Here is a 15,959-nt window from a genome sequence, read left to right on the forward strand (position 1 = left end):
AGCGGGCCATCCCGCTGTATGAGGCCGCCCTCGCCCAGTGCGAGCAAGCCCTCGGCGACTCCCATCCCACGACCCTGGCCTGCCGTAACAACCTTGCTAGTGCGTATCAGCAGGCGGGGGACCTGGAGCGGGCCATCTCGCTGTATGAGGTCACCGTCGCCCGGTGCGAGCAGACTCTGGGTGACGCTCACCCCGACACCCTGACCAGCCGCAACAACCTCACTTGCGCCCGCCGTGCTGTGCAAGCTGTACAGCATGGAAGTACACAGATCGAGTCGACCGGGAAGGATCTGCAGCCTCTCACGGTCAAGAACGCCGCGCCGACGCCGAGCGGGCACTCGCACTGAGGCCCGTTCGTCGTCTGTCGGTGCGGCAGCGCGAGCCTCGTACACCTCTGCCGAGTTCTGGAGAACCCTTGGACATCCACTCAGAGGTGGAGTGGGTCTGAGCTTTCCGGGCCTCGCTCATGCCTCGTGCGGCGGCCTTGCTCCCCCTCTCATCCGGAGGGGGAGCAAGGCTGCCACGGACCGGTGACCTGCCCGAACGGCCGATGTGACTTGCCTTTGGCAAGTTGATATCCAGGACGCTGATTACTGGATAAAGTCGGATTGTTACTACTGGTTGTGGGGGCAACCAGCGTTCGGTCGGCGGTGCCGACGTCCTGGGGAGGGCCTGTAGCGCATGAGTCGTCGCTCTGCTGGTTTGGTCGGCGTCTGGGCCGAAATGCAGCGTCAGCAACAGCGCCAGATCGAAGCTGAGGCCAGGCAGCGCCGGGAGCAGGAACGGCAGGCGCGGGCTTATCAACGGATGGCCGCTCGGGGGCATCGCGAGTATCGGAACGCGGAGGCCGGGCGGCGTACGGCGGAGCTGGAAGCCCAGGTCGCGAGCTTGCAGGGGCTGTTGGTCGCTGGTTGCCAGGCGCCGGCCTTCAGGGCGTCGTCCCTGATGCGCTCGGAAGGGCTCGTGCCGTTCGATCCGGGGCAACTTGCATGGCCTGTGCGTATGCCGGATCCGAGCCAGTACCAGGCGCAGGGAGGCTGGACCGCAAACCGGCGTGCGCAAGCTCAGGCCGAGGCACGGGCTCGCTTTGAACGCGACTGGCATGCCGCGCAGGCTGCCGAAGCACAGCGACAGCAGCAGTTAGCGGCCGCCCAGCAAGAGTACGAACAGAGGGCGGAGGCTCAACGGTCGGAGGTACGTCGGCACAATGCCGGCGTCGTTGAGGTGACCGCGGGGGTCGGACGGGGCGATCCGGACTCTGTTGTCGAGTACTTCTCGGCTGCTCTCTACTCGTCGACGGCCTGGCCGGAAGGGTTTCCTCGGCAGGTGGCGGCAGCCTTCGACCGGGCAGCGCGTCAGCTCGTCCTGGACTGGGAGATGCCGGGGTACGACGTTGTGCCTGAGGCCAAGTCGGTGAGGTACGTACCCGCTCAGGATCAGGACAAGGAGACGCCACGTCCTGTGACTCAGCGTCGGGCGCTGTATCGCGAGGTGCTGGCCCAGAGCATGCTGCTGGTTCTGCATCAGCTCTTCACGGCGGACGAGTACGGCATCCTGGACTCGGTGGCGCTGAACGGCTTCGTGGACGCGCACGATCCGGCGACGGGCAGGCAAGCGCACATCTTTCTGGCGACTATCATGGCCCAGCGGGCCGTGTTCACTGACCTGCATCTGGAGCAGGTGGATCCCGTCAGCTGCCTGACGGACGCGTTGAGGGGACAGCTCGCGACTCGGCCTGACCAACTCACCCCTGTACGGCCGAGCAGGAAGCCCCAGGACGTTGGCGACCACGTCGTCAGCCATGGCGGTGATGAGGAGCCGGATCTGTACGACATGGATCCGATTGCCTTCGAGTCCCTCGTTGCCGACCTGTTCCGCGCCATGGGCATGCAGGCGGTGACGACACAGCGGTCGAACGACGGTGGCGTTGATGTAGACGCGCTGGATCCGACGCCCATCCGGGGCGGCAAGATCGTCGTACAGGTGAAGCGCTACCGCAGCACGGTGCCGCCTACCGCCGTACGTGACCTCTACGGCACGGTCCAGGACGTCGGTGCGAACAAGGGCGTCCTGGTGACCACGTCGGGCTTCGGTCCCGGATCGCACACCTTCGCTCGGGGTAAGCCCCTGGAGCTCATCTCGGGCACTGAGCTGGTCGACCTGTTGCACAGGCATGGGCTCCGTGGCCGACTGGGAGAGGGACGACGATCGACGCCGGCCCAGCCGGCGCCGTCCGCGCCTGCGACTCCGCCCGATGACCACAACGTGCTGGGCATGACGTGGACCGGCAATGTCGCATTGGACGTGTGCGCACTCGTTTGTCATGGCAACCGAGTCCTGAGCGAAGAGCACTTCGTCTTCTTCAACAACCCGCAGACTCCGGACGGTTCGGTCTGCGCAGTGCCGGCTCAGGCACCGGACAAGGCAGCGATGCGTGTCTCCTTCGATGCGCTACCCCAGGAGGCTGATCGGTTCGTGCTCGTGGCTGCCGTTGATCCAGAGGTGAATCCGGACGCTGACTTGTCGGGATTCACCGATGCCTGCATCCGGCTGCTCGACCCGGCGAGGTCCGAACTGGGTCGGCTTGAAGTCTCGGACGGCCGTTCAGGCGAAACAGCTCTGGTGCTGGGTTCTTTCCGGCACCGGCCAAATGGCGACTGGGAATTCGTTCTTGGTGGCAAAGGCTACGCAGGGGGTCTCGAACAACTCGTCCAGGAGTATGGCATCGAGGTGGAGTAGAGCACGGGCCGTGCGTAGTGCCCGGCATGCCCGCAGATGGATTCTGGGCCACAACGGAGCGAGAGCGGGGTGAAGTTGCTGCCGTTGACGGTCAAGAAGTCCAGTGGGTGTGAGCCCCCTGGGTCTTCTTTCGGTCATGTCACTCGCTGGCTGCATGACTCGCCAAGCCCGGAGCCACGATTACTGGCATGGCGACTTCGGGGGCGAGAAGTAGTCGGTTCGGTGGTTTAGGGCAGTGGTGGGGCGTCCTGGCCGGGGCGCTTCTCATCGCGGCGTGGATCAACGAAGCAGCCGGGCCAGTGGTGATCGTCACTCTGTCGGCCCTGGTTGTTCTCTGGTCCTTCTTCCAAGCTCCGGCGACCTGCGGGGCACCAGTCCGCTGGGCAGTTTCCTTTCCGGGATGGTGGCGCTGATTCCGGGTGTCGCTGTCTAACACGACAGACCGCACAAGCTTCCGCTACGGCTCGGGTGGGGTGCGCTGGGTGACCAGTCGAGCGAGCTCTGGGAAGTGAGGACCCTCACGGCTGCTTCCCCTGCAGGTAGTACCCACCATGCCCCGGGTTGGTCCGCAGTTGGACACGCATATCCAGATCGGCCCGCCCGGCAAGAAGCTGCTGCCGCTTACGGGCCCCGCACGATCGCAGGGCGGACTTCCGGTCGAGGTCCGGTGAACGTCGCCGCGAGGGTGGTCGCTCGGCGGCATGACGCGGGCGATGAGGACGGCTGGGCCTTGTCATCGCGACATGCCGTGGCAGCGGAGCTTGGGGCGACGGGATGTTCATGAACCGCATGAGCACCCGTGGCCGCAGCGGCAGCTGTCCGCCGCCGGTGTGCCCCCGCGAACGTCGTCGACCGGGTGGGCGGCGGGCGCGCAGCAGCCCTTGCCCTGCCAGGCGTCACGGCCCTCCTTGACGGCGGTGGCGGCGATGACGAGGGCGGCGATCGGGTCGGCCCAGGTCCAGCCGAGGGTGGCGTTGAGGAGTAGGCCCGCCAGGAGGGCCGCGGAAAGGTACGTGCACAGGAGCGTCTGCTTGGAGTCGGCGACCGCGGAGGCGGAGCCGAGTTCCCGGCCGGCGCGGCGCTGGGCGGCGGACAGGAACGGCATCACGGCCAGGGACAGCGCGGCGAGCGCGATGCCGGGGAGGGAGCGTTCCGCCTCACCGGTGCCCGCCAGTGCACGGACCGCGTCGACGGTGACGTAGGCGGCGAGCGCGAAGAACGATGCGGCGATGATGCGCAGGGTGGTCTTCTCCCGGGCCTCGCGCACGGCGTGCTCCCGGGCGGAGAACTGCCAGGCGACCGCGGCGGCGGACGAGACCTCGATGACCGAGTCCAGGCCGAAGCCGACCAGTGCGGTCGAGGAGGCCAGTGTCCCGGCGGTGATGGCGACGGCCGCCTCGATGGCGTTGTAGGTGATCGTCGCGGCGACCAGCAGCCGTATGCGGCGGGTGAGCGCGTCGCGGCGGGCCGGGGACGGCCCCAGGGATATCGCGGTCATCAGCAGCAGCCCTCGGTGGCGGCGTCGTGACAGGTCTTGTCCGACTCGACCGCGACCACCGCGGTGAGCAGGTGGTCCAGGGCCTGGCCGAGCCGTTCGTCGGCGAGCTCGTAACGCGTGCGGCGGCCGTCCGGAACGGTGACCACGAGCCCGCAGTCGCGCAGGCAGGCCAGGTGGTTGGACAGCCGGGTCCGGGAGACGGCGAGGGCGTCGGCGAGGTCGGACGGGTAGGCCGCGTCCTGGCGCAGGGCCAGCAGGATCCGGCAGCGGATGGGGTCGGCGAGGGCGCGGCCGAATCGGGCCAGCACGTCGATGTCGGAGGCAACGGTCAGCACGGCACGATAGTACAGCGAACTCTGAATTCAAGGAACTCTGAACAGTGGGGGCTGAATGGAGAGGCAGTCGACCCAGTGGCGCCTTGGGGGTGGGTATTTCCAAATGTGGGCGGTTTGTCAAGTGGGCGACTATCGTGGAAGAGATCCGGTGCCGAGGGCGTACGTCGACGATCACACTCCTTGGACTTCTGAACTCTCCCATCCGACTTCGGTAGTTGAGAGGAGGTGCAAGGACATGCGCACGTACGAGCGGCCAACGCTGACTGCGGTCGGCTCTTTCCGCAAGACGGGCTTCGGCTGGAGGAGTGGACCAGAAAGGTTCTTCTTCTTCAGGAGGAGGTTCTGAGGCGCCGTACTTCCAGAGCACCCGGCGCGAGGGCGTGAGCCCCCTGTCGGGGTGCCCCCAGAAGATTCCCCAGGTGGCGGTGGGGCCCGGCTCCGCCGCCCAGAAGCAGGGCGCGGGCATGGTCGATCTCCCCGATGCCGGCCAGGGGCCGGACTGGTTCGTCGTCCTTCCGGACTCCGCTTCGGCGGCGCGGGTCGGCGCCGCACTCCGCGGCCGGAGGGTACGGGAGATCAGCCACCCCTCGGGTCGGCCCTGGCTGCTCGGCCGCTGGTCCGACGACGCCGTGACCGTGGGCGAGGCGGGCAGGGTGAAACTCGCGGTCGTCGGTGAGCACACGGTGACCGCCGACCGCCTCGCCACGGCGGCCGACAGGACCGGCACGGTCGCCGCCCTCGATGAACTGGCTCGCGGCATGGTCGGCAGTTCTCACCTGGTCGCTTCGGTCACCGGACGTGTGCGTGTCCAGGGCAGCGTCACCGGCATGCGAAGGGTGTTCCACGCCCGGATCGGCGACGCCGCGGTGGCCGCGGACCGGGCCGACGTCCTCGCCGCCCTGCTCGACGCGGAAGTCGACGAGCAGCAGCTCGCGGCCCGGCTGCTGAATCCGTGCGCTCCCCACCCGCTGGGAGGCGAACCGGTGTGGCGCGGAGTGGGCGCGGTGGAGGTCGGCCACTATGTGGCGCTCGACGCCGAGGGCCGGGCACGGACCGTGGCGTGGTGGGTGCCTCCCGAGCCCGTGGTGCCGATGGCGGAGGGTGCGCCGGCGTTGCGGGAGGCGTTGTCGGCCGCGGTCGAGGCCCGCATCCAGGGCCGGGATGTCGTGAGCTGCGACCTGGGCGGGCTGGACTCGACTTCGCTGTGCGCTCTGGCCGCCCGCGGCAGGGCGCAGGTCATCGCCTACACCGCCGACGGCCTCGACCCCATGTGCGCCGACGTGACCTGGGCCCGCCGCACGGTCGCCGCATTGCGGGGCGTGGATCACCACATCATCGCCGGGGACCGGATGCCGATGGTGTACGAGGGTGTTCAGGACATCGACGACCGCTTCGACGAGCCGTGCCCGGCCGTGATGCATCCCAGCCGGTGCCTGATCGTTCCGGGGCTGGCCGCGGCCCGCGGCTCGCAGCTGCACCTGACGGGCTTCGGCGGGGACGAGTTGCTCGCCGGCTCGCCCGCGCATCTGCACACGCTGATGCGCACCCACCCCAGGACCGCGTGGCGGAGCGCACGCGGCTTCGCCGCCCAACGCCCGTGGTCGTACCGGGAAACGCTGCGGCAGCTGTGGGACAACGGCTCCTACCGGGCCTGGTTCGCCGGAATCGGCGACCGACTCACGGCCGTACCGCCCCCGTTGGAGACGCCCGCGCTGGACTGGGGGACCCCGCCGCGGATGCCCCCGTGGGCGACGCCGAACGCCGTCGAGGCCGTACGGGAGCTGCTGCGCACAGCGGCTCGTACGGCCGAGCCATTGGCCGAACGGCGTGGACAGCACACGGAGTTGGAGGCCATGGGGAGCAATTCCCGCATGCTCCGGCAGTTGGGCCAGATGGTCGCCCGAGCAACCGGAGTCCCCCTCGCCGCCCCTTACTACGACGACCGCGTGATCGAAGCGGGCATGGCCGTACGGCCGCAGGACAGGATCACGCCCTGGCGGTACAAACCGCTGATCGTCGAGGCGATGCGCGGCATCGTGCCCGACGAGAGCCTGACCCGCCGCACCAAGGACGAGGGTTCCCACGAGGCGGAGGTGGGCATGCGGGAGCGACGTGCCGAGCTGCTCGCCCTGTGCGAGGACTCCCGGTTGGCCGGGCTGGGCCTGATCGACGCGAACGTGATGCGCGAGATGTGCAGTCGACCGCTGCCCCCGACCCTGCCGTTCGACGCGGTGTACCAGACGGTGGTGTGCGAGATGTGGCTGCGCGCGCTGGAGACCACCGCCGCCACTGCGCCGGGCTGAGGGAGCTGGCCCATGACATTCAAGCTGCGTGAGGGCGTGTTCACGGCCGAGACCGACTACGGAATCACGCTCCTCGACGAGGACAACGACCAGTACTGGACGCTCAATCCCAGCGCCGCCGTCGCCCTGCGGACGCTGCTGGAGGGCGGCACGGAAGCCGATGCCGCGCGGACGCTCACCGAGGAGTACGAGGTGGACATCGACACGGCGCACCAGGACGTCCGGGAGCTGGTCGGCGGACTGTGGTCGGCGGGCCTGGCCGGTGAGGGCATCGGGGGGCCATCAGTCCCACCTGCCCCGTCGGTGCGGCCGACGCGGCGCCGCGTACACGGCCGATGGCCGAGCCTACGCGGGCGACGGCACGGGAAGGCGAGCCGATGACCTCGTCGGAGGCCATCTTCCACGACCCGCGCTCGGTACCCCTGCGGCGCCGGATCCTGGTCCGGCTCGCCGTGGGCGCCGCACGGCTTTTGGCCCGCCGGCGTCCGCGGCGCATCCGGGCCGTGTTGGAGCAGCTGCGCCGGGGCGCCCGGCCGGCCACCGTCGAGGAGACACGGGCTGCCCGGAACGACGTGGTCGCGGTCAGCCTGGCCTGCGGGGGCGCGGAAGGGTGCCTGCCCCGGTCCCTGGCCACGATTCTGCTGTGCCGCCTGCACGGCCGGTGGCCCACGTGGTGCGTGGGCGCGCGGCGCCTGCCGCCCTTCGGCGCGCATGCCTGGGTGGAGGCGGAGGGAGTGCCGGTGGGGGAGAACTACCCGCCCGACTACTTCCGCCCTTTGTTCACCGTGCCGTGCGCCCCTGGTCCCCTCAGCCGTGAGTCCGTGAGTCGTGAGTCCGTGAACCCATGAACCCCGAAGCGACAGCCGAGCCGGACGAGCGGGGCCGGGCCGGCCTGCGGGACGTCCTGCGCCTGCTGCGCGGCCACCGGCGCTGGATAGCCCTCGCCGTACTGCTGACGCTGGGCGCCTCGGCGCTGAGCCTGGCCCAGCCACTCTTGGTCAAACAGGTGATCGAGGCGACCGCGTCCGGCGGCACTGTCGGATACGTCCTGGCGCTGCTCGTCGTGCTCTTCCTCGCCCAGGCGCTGGTGCAGGGCCTCGCCCAGTTCGTCCTGGCCCGGACGGGCGAGGGGATCGTCCTCGGAATCAGGATCGGCCTCATCCGGCATGTGCTGCGGCTGCCCATGGCCATGTACGACCGCCATCGCATCGGCGATCTGATCTCGCGCACCAGCACCGACAGCACCACCCTGCGGCTGCTGGTCGCCGAGGGCTTCACCGACGCCGTGACCGGCGCCATCGGGCTGGTCGGCATCGTGGCGCTGATGATCTGGCTCGACTGGCTGATGTTCCTGGTCGTGCTGGGCATGGTGGCGATCACCACCGTGATCGTCGCCTCGGTGCTGCACGGAATCGAGGTGGCGTCGCTGTCCACCCAACGGGCGACGGGCGCGATGACGGCGGATCTGGAGCGCGCGCTCGCTGCCATCCGTACCGTCCGGGCCAACCGTGCCGAGCAGCGGGAGTCCGAGCGCATCGCGGACGGTGCCAGGTCGGCGTACGAGGGAAGCGTGCGGATGGCGAAGCTGGACGCCGTGGTGGCACCGGCGATCCAGCTGGCCGTCAAGGGGTCGTTCATCGTCGTGCTGCTCATCGGCGGCATGCGGGTCGCCGACCGGCAGGGATCGATCGCCGACCTCGCCGCCTTTCTGCTGTACATGATCTATCTGGTCGAGCCGATCGGCATGGTGTTCCAGTCCTTCAGCACCATGGAGCAGGGCATGGGCGCGTACCGCAGGGTCATGGAGGTGATGGACCTGCCCAGCGAGCAGGAAGCCGTGACCGCACCCGCGGCCGATGCGTCCTGCCCGGCGGACCGCGGCCGCGGGCGGACGCGGGCACCCGTGCTGGAGTTCCAGGACGTGTGGTTCGGCTACACACCACGGCGCTCCGTCCTGCGCGGAGTGAGCTTCGAGGTGCCGGAGCACTCCCATGTCGCCCTGATCGGCAACTCGGGGGTCGGTAAGTCCACCGTCTTCGCCCTGACCGAGCGGTTCTACGACCCCGATCGCGGCCGGATCCTCTTCGACGGCCATGACATACGGGCGCTCCGCCGAGCCGATCATCGGGCCCGGGTCGGCCTGGTGGAACAGCATGCCCCGGTGCTGTACGGCACGCTGCGGGAGAACCTGACCTACGCCGTCCCGGACGCCGGACAGGACGAGGTGGACCGAGTGGTCGAGCTGGCGCACCTCAGGGATGTGATCGACCGTCTCCCGCAGGGCCTGGACACCGACGCCGGCGAACACGGCATGGCCCTCTCCGGTGGCGAGCGTCAGCGGATCGCGATCGCCCGTGCCCTGCTGACCCGGCCACGTCTGCTTCTGCTGGACGAGCCGACGGCCCATCTGGACGCCGTCAACGAGGTGGCGTTGCGCAGGTCGATCCGGGAGACCGCGCAGGAGTGCACGCTGCTGGTGATCGCCCACCGCATGTCGACCATCCGCGCAGCGGACCTGATCGTCGTGCTCGACGCGGGCCGCGTCGTCGCCGCGGGCACCCACGAGGAACTGCTGGCCTGCAGCGAGCAGTACCAACTGCTGACACGCGCCCAGGAGGCGGGTGACGTGGTCTCCGGCTAGCCGTGCTGACCGGACGAGCCTGTCCCGGCACCGCATCCGCCCGGGCCGTTCCGGCGTCTACGACGGTATGGATCTAGAGAAGCCGCCACCACCGCAGCGCCAGGACCCCGCAGGGTGCCTGGCCGTCGCGATCCGGATCCCGGTGCGGATCGTCGTGCTCGTGCTGGTCGTCCCGGTGCGGATGGCGTGGGACGCGCTCGTGGTCGGCGGGCGCTTCCTGAACGACACGGTGCTGCGGCCGCTGGGACGGGCGTTGCTGTGGCTCGGGCGGGCGGTGTTCGTCTGGCCGTTCGTGGCGTTGTGGCGGTACGTCGTCGTGCCCGTCGCGAAGGGGCTCGCCTGGCTGGGGAACGTGCTCTTCGTCGTACCGGTGGTGTGGCTGTACCGGTACGTGCTGACTCCCCTCGGGCACGCGTGCGCGTGGCTGACGCGAGGGATCGGGGCCGGGCTGGCGTGGCTCTACGCGCGCGTGCTCACGCCGGTCGGGCATGCGGTGATGTGGGTCCTCAGGGGGCTCGGGGCGGTACTCGCCGCGATCGGGCTCGGCCTGTTCGGCGTCGTGGCGTGGCTGGGCCGGTATCTCCTCGTCGTCCCCGCCCTGTGGGTGTACGAGTGGATCCTCGCGCCGGTGGGGCGGGCGATCGCCTGGTGCGCGAGGGGCCTGGTGTGGCTCGTGAGCATGGCCGTCACCGGGATGGGCATCGCCTTGTACTGGACCGCGCGCGTGCTGTTCGTGCTGCCCGCGGTGGGCCTGTACCGGTGGGTGCTCGCACCCGTCGGCCGTGTGCTCGCCGTCATCGGCAGGGAGATCTGGGACGCGCTCGGGCACGCGTGGCGGGTCGCCGGGCGGATCTCGCTCGCCGTCGGACGGTTCCTCGCGAGCCTCTTCCGGTGGATCTTCGTGGAGCCGGTGCGCTGGGTGTACCGGACGGTGCTCACGCCGGTCGGACACGTCGTCCGGGACGTGGTGCTGCGGCCCGTCGCCGAGGCCGCCCGCAGTGTGGGGCGCGCCACCCGGCAGGCGCTCACCGCCGCCCGCGAATCCGTGCGGCAGGCGCGGGCCGACTTCCGGCGGATGCTGTTCGGAGAGCCGAAGCAGCGGGAGGAGGTGGCCCGGCGGGAACCTCCGGGCCGTGAGACACGTACTCTTGGTAGCAGTACGACCGCTCTCACGAAGGACTGAACGACACTGGGCAAGCGACAGCCCGAAGGCCCGCCGCCCGCACCCGCGGTGCAGCGCATCCGACTGCGCTACACCAAGCGCGGCCGCCTCCGGTTCACCAGCCACCGTGACTTCCAGCGCGCCTTCGAGCGTGCGCTGCGCCGTGCCGAGGTGCCGATGGCGTACTCGGCGGGGTTCACGCCGCATCCGAAGGTGTCGTACGCCAATGCCGCACCCACCGGCACGGGCAGTGAGGCGGAGTATCTGGAGATCGCCCTCACCGAGGCGCGCGATCCGGAGCAGTTGAGAGTGCTCCTCGACGAGTCGCTGCCCGCCGGGCTCGACGTCATCGAGGCGGTCGAGGCCCGCGTCTCCGGGCTCGCCGACCGGCTCACGGCGTCGGTCTGGGAGCTGCGGCTCGACGGCGTGGACCCGGCGGACGCCGAGCGCGCGGTCGCGGCCTTCAACGCCGCCGGGGCGGTCGAGGTGCAGCGCATGACGAAGAACGGTGTGCGCACGTTCGACGCCCGCCCCGCGGTCGTCCACCTCGAAAGCACCGACGGAACAGAAACACACAGTTCGGCAGCTGATAGGCCGACCGACCAGCCCTGTGCGATACTGCGGCTGGTTGTTCGGCACGTGACGCCTGCCGTACGACCCGACGACGTCCTGTCCGGTCTCCGCGCCGTGGCCGACCTGGCGCCGCCGGTCCCCGCAGCGGTGACCAGGCTGGCGCAGGGGCTGTTCGATGAAGAGACCGGCACGGTGACCGACCCGCTCGCGCCCGACCGCGAGGCAGCGACGGCCCCAACCGAGGCCGAGACCGCTGCCGCCGCGACGGCGCCGGCGTAAGGAAGGTTCCGCGTAGGGACGGACGTCGAAGCGCCGCCCTCGTACTCGGGAGCCACCTGGGTCGGGCAGCGCACCGACCAGAAGACTTTCGCCAGGCCGTACGCATTCGGCGTACGGAACCGGCGAGACAGGACACAGAGAGCTCCCGTGCGGCGCCCGCGCCCCGGACGGCGGCAGTCGCGCGATGCGCGAGCCGCGGACGTCACCGGCATATCGCCGGACCAGGTGCGGCGCCCGGGAGCCTGACGGGAGAAACGCCCGCATGCTCGAACCGACCGAACCCACTGAGGGTTCCGAACTGAACACCCCCAGCGACACCCTGCCGCCGCGCCGTCGGCGCCGCGCGGCGTCCCGCCCGGCGGGCCCGCCGACGGCTGCCGCCGAGGCACAGCCCACAGAGGTGGTCGAGCCGGCCATACCGGTCGCCGAGGCCGCCGATGTCGCGACGCCGGGTGACGAGGCCGAGAGGCCCGAGGAGAGCATCGAGGCCGTCGAGGCCGAGGTGACTGCTGAGGCTGCGGAAGCAGAGGAGAGCGCAGCGGCCGCGCCTGCCGGTCGTCCGCGTCGCCGCGCGGTGCGTCGTGCCTCCGCGCCCGCCGGGGCACCCGCTGCTGCCGAGACGGCCGAGACCGTGGTGCCGGTGACTGCCGCGTCCGTCGTCGAGGAGAGCCCGGCCGCTGCCGAGGCGCCCGCGGCGGAGAGCGCCGAGGTGACCGAAGAGGCCGCGCCCGCCGCTCGTCCGCGTCGGCGTGCGGTGCGTCGTGCGTCGGCGCCCGCTGGTGCTCCGGCGAAGGCGGAGGCCGCCGAGACCGTGGTCCCCGCCGCCGAGAGCCCTGCCGCCGCTGAGGTGCCCGCCGCTGCTGAAGTGCCTGCGGCTGAGAACGCCGAGGAGGCCGCGCCGCGTCGCACGCGTCGGCGTGCCACCCGTCGGGTGGCCGCGCCTGCCGCTGCCCCCACCGCCGAGGCGGCGGTGAGTGCCGAGATCTCCACCGAGGCGGAGGAGCCCGTCGAGGCTGCCGCGCCGACCGCCGCCGACTCCGGCGAGGCCGCCGAGGCCGCCGCCCCGCGTCGTCGTCGCCGTACCACGCGGCGCGTCTCCGAGGCCGCTGAGGCGCCCGAGGCCGCCGTTGCCGAGACTCCCGCCGAGACGCCGGTGACGGCCGAGACCCCCGTGACCCCCGGTATCGAGGCGGAGACCGCCGCGGTCACCGGTGTCGGAGCGCCCGCCGAGGCACCCGCCGCCGAGGCCGACGAGGAAGCGGCCCCCCGCCGCCGTCGTCGTGCCGTCCGGCGGGCCGCCGCCGGTTTTGCCGCGCCCGCTCAGGCCCCCGAATCCGAGGCGTCCGAGACCCCGCGCCCGGCGCGGCCTGCCGTGGCCGTGTTCCAGGCGCCGGTGTTCACCGAGCCGCAGTTCCAGACCCCCCAGCGGGCCGCCGCCGAGGCCGCCGCCGAGGCGGAGACCGAGGACGTCGAGGAGCTCCCGGAGGAGCAGGCGGGCGCGTCGCGGCGTCGTCGTCGGCGCCGGGGTGGTGCGTTCGGCGAGGAGGTCGCGCCCCAGGGCGTCGAGACCGCCGCCGAGGACGAGACCGAGGAAGCCGAAGAGGCCGTCGAGGACGTCGTCGAGGGCGAAGAGGCCGAAGAGTCCGAAGAGTCCGAGGAGACCGGGTCGCGTCGGCGTCGGCGGCGTGGTGGCCGGCGTCGTCGTCGCGGTGAGGCCGCCGACGCCGAGGGCGGTGACGGCGAGGGCGAGGAGCTCGCCGCGGCGCAGGCCGCGCAGGACGCCGAGGACACCGCCGAGCAGGAGGAAGAGGACGCCGAGGAAGAGGGCGCCGAAGAAGGCGGCGGTTCCAGCTCCAGCAGCCGGCGTCGTCGTCGCCGTCGTCGTCGCGCCGGTGACACGGGCGTCGACACCGAGCCCGGCGAGGGCGACCCCGAGCGCACCGTCGTCAAGGTCCGCGAGCCGCGCCCGAAGGCCGAGCCGTCCGACGAGGTGCAGTCCATCAAGGGCTCCACGCGCCTGGAGGCCAAGAAGCAGCGCCGCCGCGAAGGCCGTGAGCAGGGGCGCCGTCGCGTCCCGATCATCACCGAGGCCGAGTTCCTCGCCCGACGCGAGGCCGTCGAGCGCGTGATGGTCGTCCGGCAGCACGGCGACCGCACGCAGATCGGCGTCCTCGAGGACAACGTGCTCGTCGAGCACTACGTCAACAAGGAGCAGTCGACCTCGTACGTCGGCAACGTCTACCTGGGCAAGGTCCAGAACGTCCTGCCGTCGATGGAGGCCGCCTTCATCGACATCGGCAAGGGCCGCAACGCCGTGCTCTACGCCGGTGAGGTCAACTTCGAGGCGCTCGGCATGGCCAACGGGCCGCGCCGCATCGAGTCCGCCCTCAAGTCCGGCCAGTCCGTGCTCGTCCAGGTCACCAAGGACCCGATCGGGCACAAGGGCGCGCGTCTGACCAGCCAGGTCTCGCTGCCGGGCCGCTACCTCGTGTACGTCCCCGAGGGTTCGATGACCGGCATCAGCCGCAAGCTGCCCGACACCGAGCGGGCGCGGCTGAAGACCATCCTCAAGAAGATCGTCCCCGAGGACGCGGGCGTCATCGTGCGCACCGCCGCCGAGGGCGCGAGCGAGGACGAGCTGCGCCGGGATGTCGAGCGGCTGCAGGCGCAGTGGGAGGACATCCAGAAGAAGGCCAAGAACGGCAACGCGCCGACGCTGCTGTACGGCGAGCCGGACATGACCGTCCGGGTCGTCCGGGACATCTTCAACGAGGACTTCTCCAAGGTCGTCGTCAGCGGTGACGAAGCCTGGCAGACCGTCCACGGGTACGTGTCCCACGTGGCGCCGGACCTCGCCGAGCGGCTGCAGAAGTGGACCTCCGAGGTCGACGTCTTCGCCACGTACCGGATCGACGAGCAGCTCGCCAAGGCGCTGGACCGCAAGGTCTGGCTGCCCAGCGGCGGTTCGCTCGTGATCGACCGGACCGAGGCGATGGTCGTCGTCGACGTCAACACCGGCAAGTTCACCGGCCAGGGCGGCAACCTCGAGGAGACGGTCACCAGGAACAACCTGGAGGCGGCCGAGGAGATCGTCCGCCAGCTGCGGCTGCGCGACCTCGGCGGCATCATCGTCATCGACTTCATCGACATGGTGCTGGAGTCCAACCGGGACTTGGTGCTGCGGCGCCTGCTGGAGTGCCTGGGCCGGGACCGGACCAAGCACCAGGTCGCCGAGGTCACCTCGCTGGGGCTCGTGCAGATGACCCGCAAGCGGGTCGGGCAGGGGCTGCTGGAGTCGTTCTCCGAGACCTGCGTCCACTGCAACGGTCGCGGTGTCATCGTGCACATGGAGCAGCCGACGGCCGTCGGTGGCGGCGGCAAGCGCAAGAAGCGCGCGCGTGCCGGTGCCGGTCCCGAGCAGGTCCACGAGGCGTCCGTCGCCGTCGAGCCGGTCGAGACGGCCGAGGAGGAGGCGGAGACCGAGATCGAGGTCGCCGCCGAGGTCGCCGAGCCCGCCGCGCTGCCCGAGCCTGCCTTCGCGCCGGACGAGGAGCTGTACAGCAGCGTCGCCGAGGCGGAGGCCGCGGCCGCGCGCGGCGGTCGTTCGCGGCGCCGTGGTGGCCGGCGCGTGTCCGCTCCGGCGGGTGCGCCCAGGAAGCCCGAGGCGGTTCCCACGGCTCAGGACGTGACCGTCGCCGAGGAGGTGGCGCGTCCGGTGCAGCCGGAGCCGGCCGCCGAGGCGAAGGCCGAGCCCGTGGCCGTCGAGGACGCGGTCGTCGAGGCCCCGGTCACCGAGGCCCCCGCTGCGGAGGTTCCGGCCGCCGAGGCCGCCGCCACCGCTCCGGCCGTCGAGGAGGCCGCGCCCAAGGGACGTACGCGTCGTCGCGCGACCCGCAAGGTGTCCGCGCCCGCCGGGTCGCCCGCGGGCGCCGAGGCCGCCGTGGTCACGGTCAGCGAGGCCGCCTCTCCCGCGCCCGAACCGGAGGCCGAGGCCCCGGCCGCGGCTCCGGCGGAGCAGGCCGAACAGGCCCCGGCCGAGGCGGCCGCCGAGAGCGCCGCTCCGGCCCGTCCGCGCCGCCGTGCCGTGCGCAAGGCCACCGCCCCGACCGCGTCCGAGGAGACGGCCGTCGTGGTCGTCCCGGCGGCGGAGGCCGAGCCCGGTGCCGCCGCGGAGGCGCCGGCCGCGGAGGAGGGCGTCGAGGAGACGGCTCCGGCCAAGAAGACGGCCCGTAAGACGGCCAAGAAGGCCACGGCGAAGAAGGCCGCCACCAAGAAGACCGCGGCCAAGAAGACGGTCGCGAAGAAGGCGACGGCCAAGAAGGCGGCGGCCAAGACCGCCAAGACGGCCGCGGCCAAGTCGACGGCGAAGAAGACCACGGTCTCTGCCGCCACCGACGAGTGACGCTCACCGACGAGTGACACTCAGCTA

The 15,959-nt window shown here is 71.0% G+C and carries 12 protein-coding genes; 10 read left to right on the top strand and 2 right to left on the bottom strand.

Annotated elements, in window-relative coordinates:
- Both ACIREI_RS08890 and ACIREI_RS08895 read left to right on the top strand, forming a co-directional pair.
- On the top strand, window positions 1-347 hold a 347-nt coding region (locus tag ACIREI_RS08890; protein WP_403329148.1), incomplete at its 5' end, for a tetratricopeptide repeat protein.
- A gap of 334 nt (window positions 348-681) precedes the next feature.
- Window positions 682-2,739, top strand: coding sequence for a restriction endonuclease (locus ACIREI_RS08895; RefSeq protein ID WP_403329151.1), 2,058 nt, complete (start codon window positions 682-684; stop codon window positions 2,737-2,739).
- A 778-nt stretch (window positions 2,740-3,517) separates the two neighbouring features.
- Here the strand turns inward: ACIREI_RS08895 and ACIREI_RS08900 are convergent.
- Window positions 3,518-4,237 carry a cation transporter gene (locus ACIREI_RS08900; RefSeq protein ID WP_403329154.1) on the bottom strand — a complete coding sequence of 240 codons (720 nt, stop codon included), beginning with the start codon at window positions 4,235-4,237 and terminating at the stop codon, window positions 3,518-3,520.
- On the bottom strand, window positions 4,237-4,572 hold the full coding sequence (locus ACIREI_RS08905) for an ArsR/SmtB family transcription factor (RefSeq protein ID WP_403329157.1): 336 nt from the start codon (window positions 4,570-4,572) through the stop codon (window positions 4,237-4,239). Before ACIREI_RS08905 ends, ACIREI_RS08900 begins: the two co-directional genes overlap by 1 nt.
- A 235-nt stretch (window positions 4,573-4,807) precedes the next feature.
- Between ACIREI_RS08905 and ACIREI_RS08910 the strand changes: the two genes are divergently transcribed.
- The 8 genes from ACIREI_RS08910 to ACIREI_RS08945 all read left to right on the top strand — a co-directional run bounded on the left by ACIREI_RS08910 (window position 4,808) and on the right by ACIREI_RS08945 (window position 15,932).
- Complete coding sequence (locus tag ACIREI_RS08910) at window positions 4,808-4,918, top strand: keywimysin-related RiPP (RefSeq protein WP_403329160.1); 111 nt, start codon at window positions 4,808-4,810, stop codon at window positions 4,916-4,918.
- A gap of 118 nt (window positions 4,919-5,036) precedes the next feature.
- On the top strand, window positions 5,037-6,875 hold the full coding sequence (locus ACIREI_RS08915; RefSeq protein ID WP_403329461.1) for a lasso peptide isopeptide bond-forming cyclase: 1,839 nt from the start codon (window positions 5,037-5,039) through the stop codon (window positions 6,873-6,875).
- Between the two features lie 12 nt (window positions 6,876-6,887).
- Window positions 6,888-7,256: a lasso peptide biosynthesis PqqD family chaperone gene (locus tag ACIREI_RS08920; protein ID WP_403329163.1), complete on the top strand. Its 369-nt coding sequence runs from the start codon at window positions 6,888-6,890 to the stop codon at window positions 7,254-7,256.
- Window positions 7,253-7,723, top strand: coding sequence for a lasso peptide biosynthesis B2 protein (locus ACIREI_RS08925; protein WP_403329166.1), 471 nt, complete (start codon window positions 7,253-7,255; stop codon window positions 7,721-7,723). The genes ACIREI_RS08920 and ACIREI_RS08925 overlap by 4 nt, the downstream gene beginning before the upstream one ends.
- The gene (locus ACIREI_RS08930; protein ID WP_403329169.1) at window positions 7,720-9,516 is read left to right on the top strand and encodes an ABC transporter ATP-binding protein; all 1,797 of its coding nucleotides are present in this window, start codon (window positions 7,720-7,722) and stop codon (window positions 9,514-9,516) included. The genes ACIREI_RS08925 and ACIREI_RS08930 overlap by 4 nt, the downstream gene beginning before the upstream one ends.
- 67 nt (window positions 9,517-9,583) lie before the next feature.
- On the top strand, window positions 9,584-10,699 hold the full coding sequence (locus ACIREI_RS08935; RefSeq protein WP_403329172.1) for a hypothetical protein: 1,116 nt from the start codon (window positions 9,584-9,586) through the stop codon (window positions 10,697-10,699).
- Window positions 10,700-10,747: 48 nt separating this feature from the next.
- Window positions 10,748-11,530 (top strand): TIGR03936 family radical SAM-associated protein, encoded by a 783-nt coding sequence (locus ACIREI_RS08940; protein ID WP_403329175.1) that lies wholly within the window; start codon window positions 10,748-10,750, stop codon window positions 11,528-11,530.
- A gap of 262 nt (window positions 11,531-11,792) precedes the next feature.
- Window positions 11,793-15,932 (top strand): ribonuclease E/G, encoded by a 4,140-nt coding sequence (locus ACIREI_RS08945; protein ID WP_403329178.1) that lies wholly within the window; start codon window positions 11,793-11,795, stop codon window positions 15,930-15,932.
- Window positions 15,933-15,959 lie beyond the last annotated feature (27 nt).

It is taken from the genome of Streptomyces sp. NPDC093591 (assembly GCF_044764885.1).
Taxonomy (GTDB): Bacteria; Actinomycetota; Actinomycetes; order Streptomycetales; family Streptomycetaceae; genus Streptomyces.

Coding starts and splice junctions, on each gene's coding strand:
- ACIREI_RS08925 (WP_403329166.1), top strand. CDS start 7,253: ATGACCTCGTCGGAGGCCATCTTCCACGACCCGCGCTCGGTACCCCTG.
- ACIREI_RS08895 (WP_403329151.1), top strand. CDS start 682: ATGAGTCGTCGCTCTGCTGGTTTGGTCGGCGTCTGGGCCGAAATGCAG.
- ACIREI_RS08930 (WP_403329169.1), top strand. CDS start 7,720: ATGAACCCCGAAGCGACAGCCGAGCCGGACGAGCGGGGCCGGGCCGGC.
- ACIREI_RS08910 (WP_403329160.1), top strand. CDS start 4,808: ATGCGCACGTACGAGCGGCCAACGCTGACTGCGGTCGGCTCTTTCCGC.
- ACIREI_RS08900 (WP_403329154.1), bottom strand. CDS start 4,237: ATGACCGCGATATCCCTGGGGCCGTCCCCGGCCCGCCGCGACGCGCTC.
- ACIREI_RS08920 (WP_403329163.1), top strand. CDS start 6,888: ATGACATTCAAGCTGCGTGAGGGCGTGTTCACGGCCGAGACCGACTAC.
- ACIREI_RS08935 (WP_403329172.1), top strand. CDS start 9,584: ATGGATCTAGAGAAGCCGCCACCACCGCAGCGCCAGGACCCCGCAGGG.
- ACIREI_RS08945 (WP_403329178.1), top strand. CDS start 11,793: ATGCTCGAACCGACCGAACCCACTGAGGGTTCCGAACTGAACACCCCC.
- ACIREI_RS08915 (WP_403329461.1), top strand. CDS start 5,037: ATGGTCGATCTCCCCGATGCCGGCCAGGGGCCGGACTGGTTCGTCGTC.